Origin of the sequence: Pseudomonas putida, assembly GCF_028682395.1 — a bacterium.
Classification (GTDB): domain Bacteria; phylum Pseudomonadota; class Gammaproteobacteria; order Pseudomonadales; family Pseudomonadaceae; genus Aquipseudomonas; species Aquipseudomonas putida_AB.
Genome location: NZ_JANHLC010000014.1, coordinates 1 through 14,912, shown reverse-complemented (window position 1 = coordinate 14,912; position 14,912 = coordinate 1). Strand labels below are relative to the sequence as shown.

11 protein-coding genes and 4 tRNA genes are annotated in these 14,912 nt (G+C 55.4%); all 15 read right to left on the bottom strand.

Annotated features, from left to right (window positions below; genetic code table 11):
* Window positions 1–27: 27 nt before the first annotated feature.
* Window positions 28–4,227 carry a DNA-directed RNA polymerase subunit beta' gene (gene rpoC / locus NPS46_RS23765; RefSeq protein ID WP_274111595.1) on the bottom strand — a complete coding sequence of 1,400 codons (4,200 nt, stop codon included), beginning with the start codon at window positions 4,225–4,227 and terminating at the stop codon, window positions 28–30.
* A gap of 63 nt (window positions 4,228–4,290) precedes the next feature.
* On the bottom strand, window positions 4,291–8,364 hold the full coding sequence (gene rpoB / locus NPS46_RS23760; RefSeq protein WP_274111593.1) for a DNA-directed RNA polymerase subunit beta: 4,074 nt from the start codon (window positions 8,362–8,364) through the stop codon (window positions 4,291–4,293).
* A gap of 220 nt (window positions 8,365–8,584) precedes the next feature.
* Window positions 8,585–8,950, bottom strand: a complete 366-nt coding sequence (gene rplL, locus NPS46_RS23755) for a 50S ribosomal protein L7/L12 (RefSeq protein ID WP_274111591.1) — start codon at window positions 8,948–8,950, stop codon at window positions 8,585–8,587.
* Window positions 8,951–9,029: 79 nt separating this feature from the next.
* On the bottom strand, window positions 9,030–9,530 hold the full coding sequence (gene rplJ, locus NPS46_RS23750; RefSeq protein WP_003444392.1) for a 50S ribosomal protein L10: 501 nt from the start codon (window positions 9,528–9,530) through the stop codon (window positions 9,030–9,032).
* A gap of 198 nt (window positions 9,531–9,728) precedes the next feature.
* Window positions 9,729–10,424: a 50S ribosomal protein L1 gene (gene rplA / locus NPS46_RS23745; RefSeq protein ID WP_274111589.1), complete on the bottom strand. Its 696-nt coding sequence runs from the start codon at window positions 10,422–10,424 to the stop codon at window positions 9,729–9,731.
* Window positions 10,424–10,855 carry a 50S ribosomal protein L11 gene (gene rplK / locus NPS46_RS23740; protein ID WP_274111587.1) on the bottom strand — a complete coding sequence of 144 codons (432 nt, stop codon included), beginning with the start codon at window positions 10,853–10,855 and terminating at the stop codon, window positions 10,424–10,426. Before rplK ends, rplA begins: the two co-directional genes overlap by 1 nt.
* 117 nt (window positions 10,856–10,972) lie before the next feature.
* Window positions 10,973–11,506, bottom strand: coding sequence for a transcription termination/antitermination protein NusG (gene nusG, locus NPS46_RS23735; RefSeq protein ID WP_010443972.1), 534 nt, complete (start codon window positions 11,504–11,506; stop codon window positions 10,973–10,975).
* 9 nt (window positions 11,507–11,515) lie between these two features.
* On the bottom strand, window positions 11,516–11,884 hold the full coding sequence (secE, locus tag NPS46_RS23730; RefSeq protein ID WP_274111583.1) for a preprotein translocase subunit SecE: 369 nt from the start codon (window positions 11,882–11,884) through the stop codon (window positions 11,516–11,518).
* A gap of 45 nt (window positions 11,885–11,929) precedes the next feature.
* Window positions 11,930–12,005: transfer RNA gene (locus tag NPS46_RS23725), tRNA-Trp, on the bottom strand.
* A gap of 172 nt (window positions 12,006–12,177) precedes the next feature.
* Window positions 12,178–12,253: transfer RNA gene (locus NPS46_RS23720), tRNA-Thr, on the bottom strand.
* Window positions 12,254–12,279: 26 nt separating this feature from the next.
* Window positions 12,280–12,353, bottom strand: a tRNA-Gly gene (locus tag NPS46_RS23715).
* 25 nt (window positions 12,354–12,378) lie between these two features.
* Window positions 12,379–12,463: transfer RNA gene (locus NPS46_RS23710), tRNA-Tyr, on the bottom strand.
* A gap of 144 nt (window positions 12,464–12,607) precedes the next feature.
* On the bottom strand, window positions 12,608–13,060 hold the full coding sequence (locus NPS46_RS23705) for a hypothetical protein (protein WP_274111581.1): 453 nt from the start codon (window positions 13,058–13,060) through the stop codon (window positions 12,608–12,610).
* A 10-nt stretch (window positions 13,061–13,070) separates the two neighbouring features.
* Complete coding sequence (locus tag NPS46_RS23700; protein WP_274111579.1) at window positions 13,071–13,817, bottom strand: pantothenate kinase; 747 nt, start codon at window positions 13,815–13,817, stop codon at window positions 13,071–13,073.
* The gene (gene birA, locus NPS46_RS23695; RefSeq protein WP_274111578.1) at window positions 13,807–14,748 is read right to left on the bottom strand and encodes a bifunctional biotin--[acetyl-CoA-carboxylase] ligase/biotin operon repressor BirA; all 942 of its coding nucleotides are present in this window, start codon (window positions 14,746–14,748) and stop codon (window positions 13,807–13,809) included. Before birA ends, NPS46_RS23700 begins: the two co-directional genes overlap by 11 nt.
* Window positions 14,749–14,912: the final 164 nt, after the last annotated feature.

Sequence of the window (14,912 nt, the reverse complement as noted above, 5' to 3'; positions counted from 1 at the left end):
AGGGCCTCGCTCTCATTACCGCCGGTCTTAATTACCGCTGGAGTTCAGCGCTTCAGTCAGTGCTGCTTCGACTTCGCTAGCGCTTACACGCAACGGCTTGTCGGCTTCACGACGACGCTTGCGCTCGCTGTGGTAAGCCAAACCGGTACCGGCCGGGATCAGACGACCCACGACCACGTTTTCTTTCAGGCCGCGCAGGTAATCGCGCTTGCCGGTAACGGCCGCTTCGGTCAGTACGCGGGTGGTCTCTTGGAAAGAGGCCGCGGAGATGAACGATTCGGTCGACAACGACGCCTTGGTGATACCCAGCAGCACGCGAGTGAACTTGGAGACGAACTTGTCTTCCGCGCCCAGACGCTCGTTCTCTACCAGTACGTGAGTCAACTCCATCTGGTCGCCCTTGATGAAGCTGGAATCGCCAGACTCGGCGATCTCAACTTTGCGCAGCATCTGACGCAGGATGGTCTCGATGTGCTTATCGTTGATCTTCACGCCTTGCAGGCGGTAAACGTCCTGGATCTCATTGACGATGTACTTGGCCAGTGCGCTTACACCCAGCAAACGCAGGATGTCATGCGGATCGCTTGGGCCGTCGGAGATAACTTCGCCGCGGTTCACTTGTTCGCCTTCGAAGACGTTCAGGTGACGCCACTTCGGAATCAGCTCTTCATACGGATCGCTACCGTCGTTCGGGGTGATGACCAGACGGCGCTTGCCCTTGGTCTCTTTACCGAACGCGATGGTGCCGCTGACTTCAGCCAGAATCGAGGCTTCTTTCGGACGACGAGCTTCGAACAGGTCGGCAACACGCGGCAGACCACCGGTGATGTCACGGGTCTTCGAAGTTTCCTGCGGAATACGCGCGATAACGTCACCGATCGCAATCCGCGCACCATCCGCCACACCGACCAGGGCGTTGGCTGGCAGGAAGTACTGAGCGATAACGTCAGTGCCTGGCAGCAACAGATCCTTGCCGTTGTCATCAACCATCTTCACCGCAGGACGAATGTCCTTGCCGGCTGCCGGACGGTCTTTGGCATCGAGTACTTCAATGTTGGTCATACCGGTCAATTCGTCAGTCTGACGCTTGATCGTGATGCCTTCTTCCATGCCCACGTAGGTCACGGTACCTTTCATTTCGGTAACAATTGGGTGAGTGTGCGGATCCCACTTGGCCACGATGGCACCAGCGTCGACCTTGTCACCCTCTTTCACCGAAATCACAGCACCATACGGCAGCTTGTAGCGCTCACGCTCACGACCGTAGTCATCAGCGATTGCCAGCTCACCGGAACGGGATACCGCTACCAGGTGGCCGTCTACACGCTCAACGTGCTTCAGGTTATGCAGACGGACGGTACCGCCATTCTTCACCTGAACGCTGTCGGCTGCCGAAGTCCGGCTTGCCGCACCACCGATGTGGAACGTACGCATGGTCAGCTGAGTACCCGGCTCACCGATGGACTGGGCAGCGATAACGCCGACCGCTTCACCGATATTCACCTGGTGACCACGAGCCAGGTCACGGCCATAGCACTTGGCGCAGATACCGTAGCGTGTTTCACAGCTGATCGGCGAACGCACGATCACTTCGTCGATGCTGTTCAGCTCGATGAACTCGACCCACTTCTCGTCAACCAGGGTGCCAGCAGGAACGATAACGTCCTCGGTACCCGGCTTGAACACGTCACGGGCAATGACACGACCCAATACGCGCTCACCCAGCGGCTCCACTACGTCACCACCCTCAATGTGCGGTGTCATCAGCAGGCCATGCTCGGTGCCGCAATCGATCTCGGTCACGACCAGATCTTGCGCTACGTCTACCAGACGACGAGTCAGGTAACCGGAGTTCGCGGTTTTCAACGCGGTATCCGCCAGACCTTTACGAGCACCGTGAGTAGAGATGAAGTACTGAAGTACGCTCAAACCTTCACGGAAGTTCGCGGTAATCGGCGTTTCAATGATGGAGCCGTCCGGCTTGGCCATCAGGCCACGCATACCGGCCAGCTGACGGATCTGCGCAGCAGAACCCCGTGCGCCCGAGTCGGCCATCATGTACATCGAGTTGAAGGATTCTTGGTCGACTTCGACGCCATGACGGTCGATGACTTTCTCTTTCGAGAGGTTGGCCATCATCGCCTTGGAAACTTCGTCGTTCGCCTTGGACCAAAGGTCGATCACTTTGTTGTACTTCTCGCCCTGGGTTACCAGGCCGGAGGCGTACTGACTTTCGATTTCTTTCACTTCGTCGGTAGCAGCACCGATGATGTGGGCTTTCTCGTCCGGGATAACGAAGTCGTTAACACCGATGGAAACACCGGAAATAGTCGAGTAAGCGAAACCGGTGTACATCAACTGGTCAGCGAAGATAACGGTTTCTTTCAAGCCAACCACGCGATAGCACTGGTTGATGAGCTTGGAGATCGCCTTTTTCTTCATCGGCAAGTTAACGACATCGAACGACAGACCGGCTGGAACCACCTGGAACAACAGCGCACGGCCAACGGTAGTGTCGACGATACGAGTGTTCTTGATGCTGCCACCGTCACGGTCGTTGACGGTTTCGTTGATACGAACCTTGATCTTCGCGTGCAGCGCTGCTTCGCCGGCGCGGAATACGCGGTCGACTTCTTGCAGGTCCGCAAAGATACGACCTTCGCCCTTGGCGTTGATCGCTTCACGCGTCATGTAGTACAGACCCAATACAACGTCCTGCGACGGAACGATGATTGGCTCACCGTTGGCTGGCGACAGGATGTTGTTGGTCGACATCATCAACGCACGCGCTTCCAGCTGGGCTTCCAGTGTCAGCGGTACGTGCACGGCCATTTGGTCGCCGTCGAAGTCGGCGTTGTACGCCGCACAGACCAGAGGGTGCAGCTGGATAGCCTTACCTTCGATCAGTACCGGCTCAAACGCCTGGATACCCAGACGGTGAAGGGTCGGTGCACGGTTGAGGAGAACCGGGTGTTCGCGGATCACCTCAGCGAGAACGTCCCAAACCTCTGGCAGTTCGCGCTCGACCATTTTCTTGGCCGCTTTGATGGTGGTCGCCAGACCACGCATTTCCAGCTTGCCGAAAATGAACGGCTTGAACAGCTCGAGAGCCATTTTCTTCGGCAGACCGCACTGGTGCAGACGCAGGGTCGGACCTACGGTAATTACCGAACGACCCGAATAGTCAACACGCTTACCGAGCAAGTTCTGACGGAAACGACCCTGCTTACCCTTGATCATGTCAGCCAGGGATTTCAGAGGACGCTTGTTCGAACCGGTGATCGCACGACCGCGACGGCCGTTGTCGAGCAAGGCGTCGACCGCTTCCTGCAACATACGCTTTTCGTTGCGCACGATGATGTCCGGAGCGGAAAGATCCAGCAGGCGCTTCAAACGGTTGTTACGGTTGATCACTCGACGATACAGATCGTTGAGGTCGGAAGTGGCGAAACGACCACCATCCAGAGGAACCAGTGGGCGCAGATCTGGCGGCAGAACCGGCAGAACGGTCAGCACCATCCACTCTGGCAGGTTGCCGGAACCCTGGAAGGCTTCCATCAACTTCAGACGTTTGGACAGCTTCTTGATCTTGGTTTCCGAGTTGGTTTGCGGAATTTCTTCACGCAGGCGGCCAATCTCGTGCTCCAGGTCGATCGCGTGCAGCAGCTCGCGGACCGCTTCAGCACCCATGCGGGCGTCGAAGTCGTCACCGAACTCTTCAAGCGCTTCGAAGTACTGCTCATCGTTCAGCAGCTGGCCTTTTTCAAGGGTGGTCATGCCCGGATCGATAACGACATAGCTCTCGAAGTAGAGAACGCGCTCGATATCACGCAGGGTCATGTCCATCAGCAAGCCGATACGGGACGGCAGGGACTTCAGGAACCAGATGTGGGCAACCGGCGAAGCCAGCTCGATGTGCGCCATGCGCTCACGACGAACCTTGGCCAGCGCGACTTCAACGCCACACTTCTCGCAGATCACACCACGATGCTTCAAGCGCTTGTACTTACCGCACAGGCACTCGTAATCCTTTACCGGGCCAAAGATCTTGGCGCAGAACAGGCCGTCACGCTCAGGTTTGAACGTACGGTAGTTGATGGTTTCCGGCTTTTTAACTTCACCGAACGACCACGAACGGATCATCTCAGGCGAGGCCAATCCAATACGGATAGCGTCGAACTCTTCGACTTGACCCTGGTTTTTCAGCAAATTCAGTAGGTCTTTCAAGGCCTTTCCTCCTGGCGGAGCAGAGAGCGGGCTATCCTGCCCCGCTCTCGATCGCGTCACGTGTTATTCGGTTTCCAGATCGATATCGATGCCGAGGGAACGAATTTCTTTGATCAACACGTTGAAGGACTCGGGCATGCCCGGCTCCATACGGTGATCGCCGTCCACGATGTTTTTGTACATCTTGGTCCGACCGTTCACATCGTCCGACTTCACTGTGAGCATTTCTTGCAGAGTGTATGCCGCGCCGTATGCTTCCAGCGCCCAGACCTCCATCTCCCCGAAACGCTGACCACCGAACTGCGCCTTACCACCCAGCGGCTGCTGGGTAACCAGGCTGTACGAACCAGTAGAACGAGCGTGCATCTTGTCGTCTACCAAGTGGTTCAGCTTCAGCATGTACATGTAGCCAACGGTTACCGGACGCTCGAACTTGTTGCCGGTACGGCCGTCAGTCAGCTGCATCTGGCCGCTTTCTGGCAGGTCAGCCAGTTTCAGCATCGCCTTGATTTCGCTTTCCTTCGCGCCATCGAACACCGGAGTGGCCATAGGTACGCCGCCACGCAGGTTGTGCGCCAGATCCAGGATCTCCTGATCGGAGAAAGTATCCAGCTCTTCGTTGCGACCACCGATCTCGTTGTAGATCTCGTGCAGGAACTTGCGCAGCTCAGCGACTTTGCGCTGCTCTTCGATCATCCGGTTGATCTTCTCGCCCAGACCTTTGGCCGCAAGGCCCAGGTGCGTTTCGAGAATCTGACCAACGTTCATACGCGAAGGTACGCCCAGCGGGTTGAGGACCACGTCGACCGGAGTGCCATTGGCATCGTGCGGCATGTCTTCAACCGGCATGATCACGGAGACCACACCCTTGTTACCGTGACGACCGGCCATCTTGTCGCCCGGCTGGATGCGACGACGGATTGCCAGGTAGACCTTGACGATTTTCAGCACGCCTGGAGCCAGGTCATCGCCCTGCTGCAGCTTGCGCTTCTTGTCTTCGAACTTGTCGTCCAGCAGACGACGACGATCAACGATGTAAGCCTGAGCTTTCTCGAGCTGCTCGTTGAGCGCGTCTTCAGCCATACGCAGTTTGAACCACTGGCCGTGCTCAAGACCGTCGAGCACTTCGTCGGTGATGTCCTGGCCTTTCTTCAGACCAGCACCGCCTTCAACCTTGTGGCCAACCAGTGCAGCGCGCAGACGTTCGAAGGTTGCACCTTCAACGATACGGAACTCTTCGTTCAGGTCCTTGCGGATCTCGTCGAGCTGGCTCTTCTCGATCGACAGGGCACGCGCATCGCGCTCTACGCCGTCACGAGTGAAGACTTGTACGTCAATGACAGTACCTTTGGTGCCGGTTGGCACGCGCAGGGAGGTATCTTTAACGTCGCTGGCTTTCTCACCGAAGATTGCACGCAGCAGCTTCTCTTCTGGAGTCAGCTGAGTCTCGCCTTTCGGAGTGACCTTACCGACCAGAATATCGCCGGCGCCAACTTCAGCACCTACATAAACGATACCGGCTTCGTCCAGCTTGTTCAGTGCAGCCTCACCCACGTTCGGGATGTCTGCAGTGATTTCCTCTGGGCCAAGCTTGGTGTCACGGGCCACACAGGTCAGTTCCTGAATGTGGATCGTGGTAAAGCGGTCTTCTTGAACAACACGCTCGGACAGGCAGATGGAGTCTTCGAAGTTGAAGCCGTTCCATGCCATGAACGCGATACGCATGTTCTGACCCAGTGCCAGTTCACCCATATCGGTGGACGGACCATCGGCCATGATGTCGCTACGTTGAACACGATCACCTTTACGCACCAGCGGACGCTGGTTAATGCAGGTGTTCTGGTTCGAACGGGTGTACTTGGTCAGGTTGTAGATGTCGACACCCGCTTCGCCGGTCTCAACTTCATCATCTGCAACACGCACCACGATACGACTGGCATCGACCGAGTCAATCACGCCGCCACGACGAGCCACGACGCAAACGCCGGAGTCACGGGCTACGTTACGCTCCATCCCGGTGCCGACCAGCGGCTTGTCGGAACGCAGGGTCGGTACAGCCTGACGCTGCATGTTCGAACCCATCAACGCACGGTTGGCGTCATCGTGCTCGAGGAACGGGATCAGCGACGCTGCAACCGAAACTACCTGTTTCGGCGAAACGTCCATCAAGGTGACGTCTTCCGGCGCCTTGACGGTGAACTCGTTCAAGTGACGAACAGCTACCAGTTCGTCGATCAGAACTTTCTTGTCGTTCATCGTGGCCGAAGCCTGGGCGATTACGTGATCGGCCTCTTCGATGGCGGACAGGAAAACGATCTCGTCGGTGACCAGAGCGTCTTTCACCACACGGTACGGGCTTTCCAGGAAGCCGTACTGGTTGGTGCGCGCGTAAGCCGCCAGGGAGTTGATCAGACCAATGTTCGGACCTTCCGGCGTTTCGATCGGGCAAACACGACCGTAGTGCGTCGGGTGTACGTCACGAACTTCGAAGCCTGCACGCTCACGAGTCAGACCGCCCGGGCCGAGTGCGGAGACACGACGCTTGTGGGTGATCTCGGACAGCGGGTTGTTCTGGTCCATAAACTGGGACAGCTGGCTGGAACCGAAGAACTCTTTCACCGCCGCAGCCACTGGCTTGGCGTTGATCAGGTCTTGCGGCATCAGGCCTTCGCTTTCAGCCATCGACAGACGCTCTTTGACCGCACGCTCTACACGTACCAGGCCAACGCGGAACTGGTTCTCGGCCATTTCGCCAACACAGCGAACACGACGGTTACCCAGGTGGTCGATGTCATCGACGATGCCTTTGCCGTTACGGATATCGACCAGCGTCTTCAGGACGGCAACGATATCTTCCTTGCACAACACGCCCGAACCTTCGATCTCGGTACGACCGATACGACGGTTGAACTTCATCCGGCCGACCGCAGACAGGTCATAGCGCTCAGGACTGAAGAACAGGTTGTTGAACAGGGTTTCAGCAGCATCCTTGGTCGGCGGCTCGCCTGGACGCATCATCCGATAGATCTCGACCAGTGCTTCCAGCTGGTTGCTGGTGGAGTCGATTTTCAGCGTATCGGATACGAAAGGACCGCAGTCGATGTCGTTGGTGTACAGCGTCTCGATACGAACAACCTGTGCCTTGGCGATCTTGGCCAGGATTTCAGTGTTCAGCTCGGTGTTGCACTCGGCCAGGATTTCGCCTGTAGCTGGGTGCACGATAGCCTTGGCAGTGGTGCGACCCAGGACATAATCCAGAGGCACATCCAGCTCTTTGATACCGGCTTTTTCCAGCTGGTTGATGTGGCGAGCAGTAATACGACGACCTTGCTCGACAATTACCTTGCCTTTGTCATCCAGGATATCCAGGACGGCAATCTCACCACGCAGGCGCTGAGGCACCAGTTCCAGGCTCAGGGTCTCGCCCTTCACGTGGAACACGTTGGTGGTGTAGAACGCGTCGAGAACTTCCTCGGTGGTATAGCCCAGCGCACGCAGCAATACCGATGCAGGCAGCTTGCGACGACGGTCGATACGCACGAACACGCAGTCTTTCGGGTCGAACTCGAAGTCCAACCACGAACCGCGGTAAGGGATGATACGAGCGGAGTACAGCAGTTTACCGGAGCTGTGCGTCTTGCCACGATCGTGGTCGAAGAACACGCCCGGGGAACGGTGCAGCTGGGAAACGATTACACGCTCGGTACCGTTGATTACGAAGGTACCGTTCTCAGTCATCAGGGGGATTTCACCCATGTAGACTTCTTGCTCTTTGATGTCTTTGATCGCTTTGTTCGACGATTCTTTGTCGAAAATGATCAGACGCACTTTTACCCGCAAAGGTACGGCGTAAGTCACACCGCGCAATACGCATTCTTTGACATCAAATGCCGGTTCGCCCAGGCGATAACCGACGTACTCCAGCGCAGCATTGCCGGAGTAGCTGATGATCGGGAAAACGGATTTGAAGGCCGCATGCAGGCCCACGTCGCGGAACTGATCTTTGGTCGCTCCCGCCTGCAAGAATTCACGATACGAATCCAGCTGGATTGCCAAGAGATACGGCACATCCATGACGTCCGGCAACTTGCTAAAGTCCTTGCGGATACGTTTTTTCTCAGTATATGAGTAAGCCATCAGCGTTCCCCAGCTTGGTCACCTGCTTGTTTGGCCCCTCCCGACGGGAGCAGCCAGAAAATCGTGCAAACCCCTTGGTTTGCGCCACCATATCGGGTGGTTACAGCACGCTATCGACACCGACCTAGTCGGTCGCCAATAACGGAAAAAGGCCGGTGGCAAGAGCCACCAGCCATCAGCCTTCTGCTTAACGCTTGGGCTGGAGACGCAAAGTCGATGCTTACTTCAGCTCGACTTTAGCGCCTGCTTCTTCCAGAGCTGCTTTGGCTTTGTCAGCTGCGTCTTTGGCAACAGCTTCCAGAACCATGGCAGGAGCGCCGTCAACTACAGCCTTGGCTTCTTTCAGGCCCAGACCGGTCAGTTCACGTACAGCCTTGATCACGTTAACTTTCTTCTCGCCAGCTTCCAGCAGCATGACGTTGAATTCAGTTTGTTCTTCAACAACGGCAGCAGCTGCAGCTGGGCCAGCGGAAGCAGCAGCAGCGGAAACGCCGAACTTCTCTTCCATGGCTTTGATCAGCTCAACGATTTCCAGAACGGATTTCTCGCCGATTGCTTCGATGATTTGCTCGTTAGTCAGAGACATGACTATAAATTCCTGTATTGGGGTGACAGCCTACGCGGCCATCGAAATAAACAATAAACGCAAAAGAGGTTGCTGAGCCTTAGGCTGCGGCAGCTTCTTTCTGGTCGCGAAGGGCCGCCAGAGTACGAGCCAATTTGCTGGTAGCGCCTTGAATCACGCTCATCAGCTGGGAAATTGCTTCGTCACGGGTCGGCAGGCTTGCCAGTACGTCGATCTGATTAGCTGCGAGGAACTTGCCCTCGAACGCAGCTGCCTTGATCTCGAACTTATCCTGACCTTTAGCAAACTCTTTGAACAAACGGGCAGCAGCACCAGGATGTTCGTTGGAGAATGCGATCAAGGTCGGGCCAGTGAACACGTCGTTGAGGACACTGTATTCAGTGTCAGCAACAGCGCGCTTCAGCAGGGTGTTACGTACAACACGTACGTATACGCCAGCTTCACGAGCCTCTTTACGGAGTCCGGTCATTGCGCCTACTGTCACACCACGGGCATCAGCCACGACAGCGGACAGAGCGACTTTGGCAGCCTCGTTGACTTCAGCGACGATGGCCTTCTTGTCTTCGAGTTTAATTGCCACGGGTTTAACTCCTGCTTGTTACCGTTTCATCTGGCCGAGGCCGGATGTCGTTTTGGTGTCTGATTCGGTAAGGAACCGGGAGCACCATCTGCGTAGGCTTGAGGTTTAAGACTTGCGTCGCCTACGGTCTTGGACAGCCCCCGCCAGGCAGGGACCCCAATCTTGCAAATTGGCGTGTCGAGCACGCCAACTTTTGTCTTACGCGTCGAGCGAGCCTTGATCAATGATCAGACCTGGACCCATTGTGGTGCTCAGGGTAACGCGCTTGACGTAGATACCTTTCGAAGAAGCTGGCTTGATACGCTTCAGATCAGCGATCAGGGCTTCAACGTTTTCCTTCAGTTTGACAGCGTCGAAACCGACCTTGCCAACGGAAGTGTGGATGATGCCGTTTTTGTCGGTGCGATAACGAACCTGACCAGCCTTCGCGTTCTTAACCGCGGTAGCGACGTCTGGCGTTACGGTACCAACCTTAGGGTTAGGCATCAGGCCACGTGGACCGAGGATTTGACCCAACTGACCAACAACGCGCATGGCATCCGGGGATGCGATAACTACGTCATAGTTCAGGTCGCCGCCTTTCATTTCAGCAGCCAGGTCGTCCATACCTACACGGTCAGCGCCGGCAGCCAGAGCGGCCTCAGCAGCTGGACCTTGGGTGAAGACAGCTACGCGAACGGTCTTGCCAGTGCCGTGTGGCAGCACAGTAGCGCTACGTACAACCTGGTCGGATTTACGCGGGTCAACGCCGAGGTTCACAGCAACGTCAACGGACTCGCTGAACTTAACGGTGGACAGCTCGGTCAGCAGAGCAGCGGCGTCAACGAAGCTGTAGGACTTGCCTGCTTCGATTTTGCCGGCGATTGCCTTTTGACGTTTGGTCAGCTTAGCCATTACACACCCTCCACGTTAAGGCCCATGCTACGAGCAGAACCGGCGATGGTACGCACGGCTGCTTCCATATCAGCTGCAGTCAGATCCGCATTTTTTACTTTTGCGATTTCTTCCAGCTGAGCACGAGTCACGGTGCCAACCTTAACGGTGTTTGGACGAGCGGAACCGCTAGTCAAACCAGCAGCCTTCTTCAGCAGAACCGAAGCAGGGGTGCTCTTAGTTTCGAAAGTGAAGCTACGGTCACTGTAAACAGTGATGATCACGGGAGTCGGCAGACCTGGCTCTTGGCCTTGGGTACGGGCGTTGAACGCCTTGCAGAATTCCATGATGTTCACGCCGTGCTGACCCAGAGCAGGACCTACGGGCGGGCTTGGGTTGGCCTGTGCGGCCTTCACTTGAAGCTTGATGTAAGCTGTAATCTTCTTAGCCATGAGGCACTCCAATTACGGGTTCAAACGCCTATTCAGGCTCCCCGGTTACTTGCGCGTTTATCCCAGTGACGACAAAACCCCACAGCCTAGGACTGTGGGGTTGGGATGCTTGTTCAGCTAGACCTTTTCGACCTGGCTAAACTCAAGCTCTACCGGAGTAGAGCGACCGAAAATAAGCACAGCCACCTGGATGCGACTTTTTTCGTAGTTAACTTCTTCAACAGTGCCATTGAAATCAGCGAACGGACCGTCAGTAACACGAACCACCTCACCCGGCTCGAACAGAGTCTTGGGCTTAGGTTTATCGCTACCATCAGCAACGCGACGCAGAATGGCTTCTGCCTCTTTATCAGTGATCGGTGCCGGCTTGTCGGCAGTACCGCCGATAAAACCCATCACCCGAGGAGTATCCTTGACCAAGTGCCAAGTACCCTCATTCATATCCATTTGGACAAGCACGTAACCCGGGAAGAATTTACGCTCGCTTTTGCGTTTCTGGCCATTACGCATTTCCACCACTTCTTCAGTGGGGACCAGAATTTCACCAAAGCCATCTTCCATGCCTGCCAGCTTTACACGCTCAATCAAGGAGCGCATAACATGCTTCTCGTAACCCGAGTAAGCATGCACAACATACCAACGCTTAGCCACGGGACACCCTTAGCCAACAATCAAGGAAACAAGCCAGCCCAGGAGGGAATCGAGCCCCCACAAGAGCAGCGCCATAACCAGAACTACAGCCACGACTATCAGCGTGGTCTGCGTTGTTTCTTGGCGAGTAGGCCATACAACTTTACGGATCTCGGCACGGGCTTCCTTGGCGAGCACGAAGAACGACTTGCCTTTGGCTGTCTGCAAACCGACAAAAGCGGCCACAGCAGCGATAGCAAGCAGAGCGAGCACGCGATACAGGATTGGCGAACCAGAGTAATAATGATTCCCAACAACGCCAACAACAACCAAAGCAACTACTACAAGCCACTTGAGCACATCGAAGCGAGAATCTTGGGCTTCTGCTTTTGGAGTCATCTAAGGAGATCCTGTGAAAAGAAAGCCAGATACACCGAGTGAATCTGGCAGGTCAGGAGGGAATCGAACCCCCAACCTACGGTTTTGGAGACCGTCGCTCTGCCAATTGAGCTACTGACCTAAAACAAAATTAGGCCGACCATTATGTCGGCCTAGAAGAGCTATTTCAACAACTTATTCGCCTAACTCAGCTACTAGCCTATGCACCAGCAGCCTACGCGACCAATGAAGCATGCAACACCTTCACTGCCACCTAAAACAAAGGCAGATATTTTCATATCTGCCTTGTTATATGGAGCTCTTGAGCGGATTTGAACCGCTGACCTCACCCTTACCAAGGGTGTGCTCTACCAACTGAGCTACAAGAGCGAAACACTTTGCACGAACAGCAAATCTGGAGCGGGTGGCGGGAATCGAACCCGCATCATCAGCTTGGAAGGCTGAGGTTCTACCACTAAACTACACCCGCACAACTTGCTATTCACGCTTAAATATGGTGGAGGGAGAAGGATTCGAACCTTCGAAGTCGTAGACGTCAGATTTACAGTCTGATCCCTTTGGCCGCTCGGGAACCCCTCCTAAGCGAGGCAGAATTCTACAGCATTCCACCCTTCTGTCAAGCGCTTTTCTCATTAAAAACCTGAACTTAGCTGCATGACTATCGCTTCACTGCCCACCTTCCGAAGAGAGGATCACTGCGAAGCGGGCGCCATTCTATGCAAACTATTCGTCACTTGCAATGCCCTCGCAAGGCATTATTTTATGTTTTAACTCATTGAATTCTTTAGAAAGGTCTTCCAGATCCAACGTCCCGAGCAAATCCCGGCTTTCGGGGTGCACCCTCAACCAGTAACCTTGATTTTCGCCACCCTCGAAATGCTCCCGCAGCCCCCTAACGCCCAGGGCCGCAAGACGAGTTTCCAGGGGCGCGAGCCGCGCTTCATTGACCACGCCACCTATGTACATGCAATTCGGCGCAGCCCATCCAGCAACACCCGAGCTCCCGGCAGGCCGCTTAACTCCCCCCCCAGACTCACTTAGGAGGCGTATATCCTGTTGAGTGCCGCGATAGAGCGCCAGAGGCGTTACATCCTTGGCCTTTAGAGGCGCCTCCTGCTGGTGCCACACGTAATAGAAAACATTCAGGACAATCAGCAGCAGAAACAGCCAGCGCATAGACACCTCTTTAAAGGGGACAAGCTATCCCCAACCCCACAAACACAAGATCAGGCACAACACAGGCATCTGGTACCAGGTCACGCACCAAGCCAGCATCCCCGCCTGTCAGGAAGACCGTAAAGTCCTCCCCCCAGCGAGCCCGAGCAATCTCCAGCTGAGTGTGAACGAACCCTCTGATCATCAGAGCACAACCTCTTTCCACAGCCTCGGCGGTTACACGCCCTGGAACGAGGTCAAGGAGCGCAAGCTCTGCGGCATTGTCGTCATAGCGAATGCGCCGCGTATGAGTCCGCAACTGGCTGCGCATCAGCGGCATACCAGGACAGATGAACCCCCCTAAATGCTCACCATCCACAGCCACAAAGTCAGATGTCGCTGCCGTACCAAAATCCAGAACCAAACACGGGCGGCTCGCCAGATGGAACGCCCCCAGCAGCGCCAACCAGCGGTCCAGCCCTAATAGCCTGTAGTCTTCATAGCCATTGCGCACACCCGCCACTTCTCTCGCGGAACGGGCACGCACTACCGCGATCCGATACTCAGCCTCTAGAGAGAGCACCAGAGACTCGGTCTCTTCATCCGTCCTGACACTGACCAGTCGGGAATGAGTGATGCAAATATCAGCCAGCCCCTTTAACTCATCTATAACTGCCGCACCAGAGTCAGCAACACCTCCTGCAACAACCTGTGCCGACTCGGTGGTAATAACCCGCCATTTGATAAAACTATTTCCACAGTCAAGCTCAAGTATCATTACGCAACCTCAGGCTGAGCTCACCACCACTAAATACAGCTTCCTGCCCATCGACCAGCAGGCGTAGCGCCCCGCGCTGATCAACGCCCAAAACCACACCACTGATCACATTTTCCCCTGCAATCAATGACACTTCCCGCCCTTGCCATAGATGATTTTCATCCCACTCTTGCTGCAGAGATGAGAAACCAAGGGCATGAAAACGCTTCAAATACGATTGCAAAGCCTCATTGAGCGCGAGTATCAGCTGGTTTCGATCGATGTCCGAACCCGTCTCAAGGCGTACAGAACTCCACTGCTGATCTACCCCCTCGACGCTCACCATATTAACGTTGATTCCAACGCCTACTACCACGTGGCAAACGTCTGCGGGATCGCCCACAAGCTCCAACAGGATTCCCGCTATTTTTCGCCCTTGCACCAACACATCATTTGGCCACTTAAGCCCCGCCTGGCGAATGCCTAGACCGCGCAAGATCCGCAACACCGCGAGACCTACCACCAAACTTAAGCCTTCAAGCTGACGCATTCCTCCGTCGATCCTCAACACAGCGCTGTAATAGAGGTTCTGCCCATAAGGACTAGACCACACTCTCCCACGGCGCCCTCTTCCGGCAACCTGGCGCTCTGCAACCACTACAAAAGGCGCTACAACACCGCGCTCGATCAAGCGCAACGCTTCAGCATTGGTCGAATCGACCGTATCCAGGACATGAACCGGCCAACCAGCCCCATCGACCTCACACAGCGACAAGATCGGCGCAGCCAGCCGATAACCCCGGCCTGGAACTTTGTGCACACTCAGGCCCAGCTCCAGCTCAAGCTGCTTGAGCCGCTTCCAAACAGCGCTACGGCTCACACCCAGTATTTCGCCGAGCACCTGTCCCGAGTGAAACTGGCCATCTTTGAGCAGCTCTAACAACCTCGACATGTTGGCCTCGTTTCACAGTAAGGCAGGCATCATAGCGATGGCTTTCTCTGTTGCATAGAAAGGCACGACCAGGTCAACCCAAGCAATTAGATGTTTTTTTTGCGCGCAAAAACAAAACCCCAACTGCTTTCGCAATTGGGGTTTCGGAATTTAATCTTGACGAT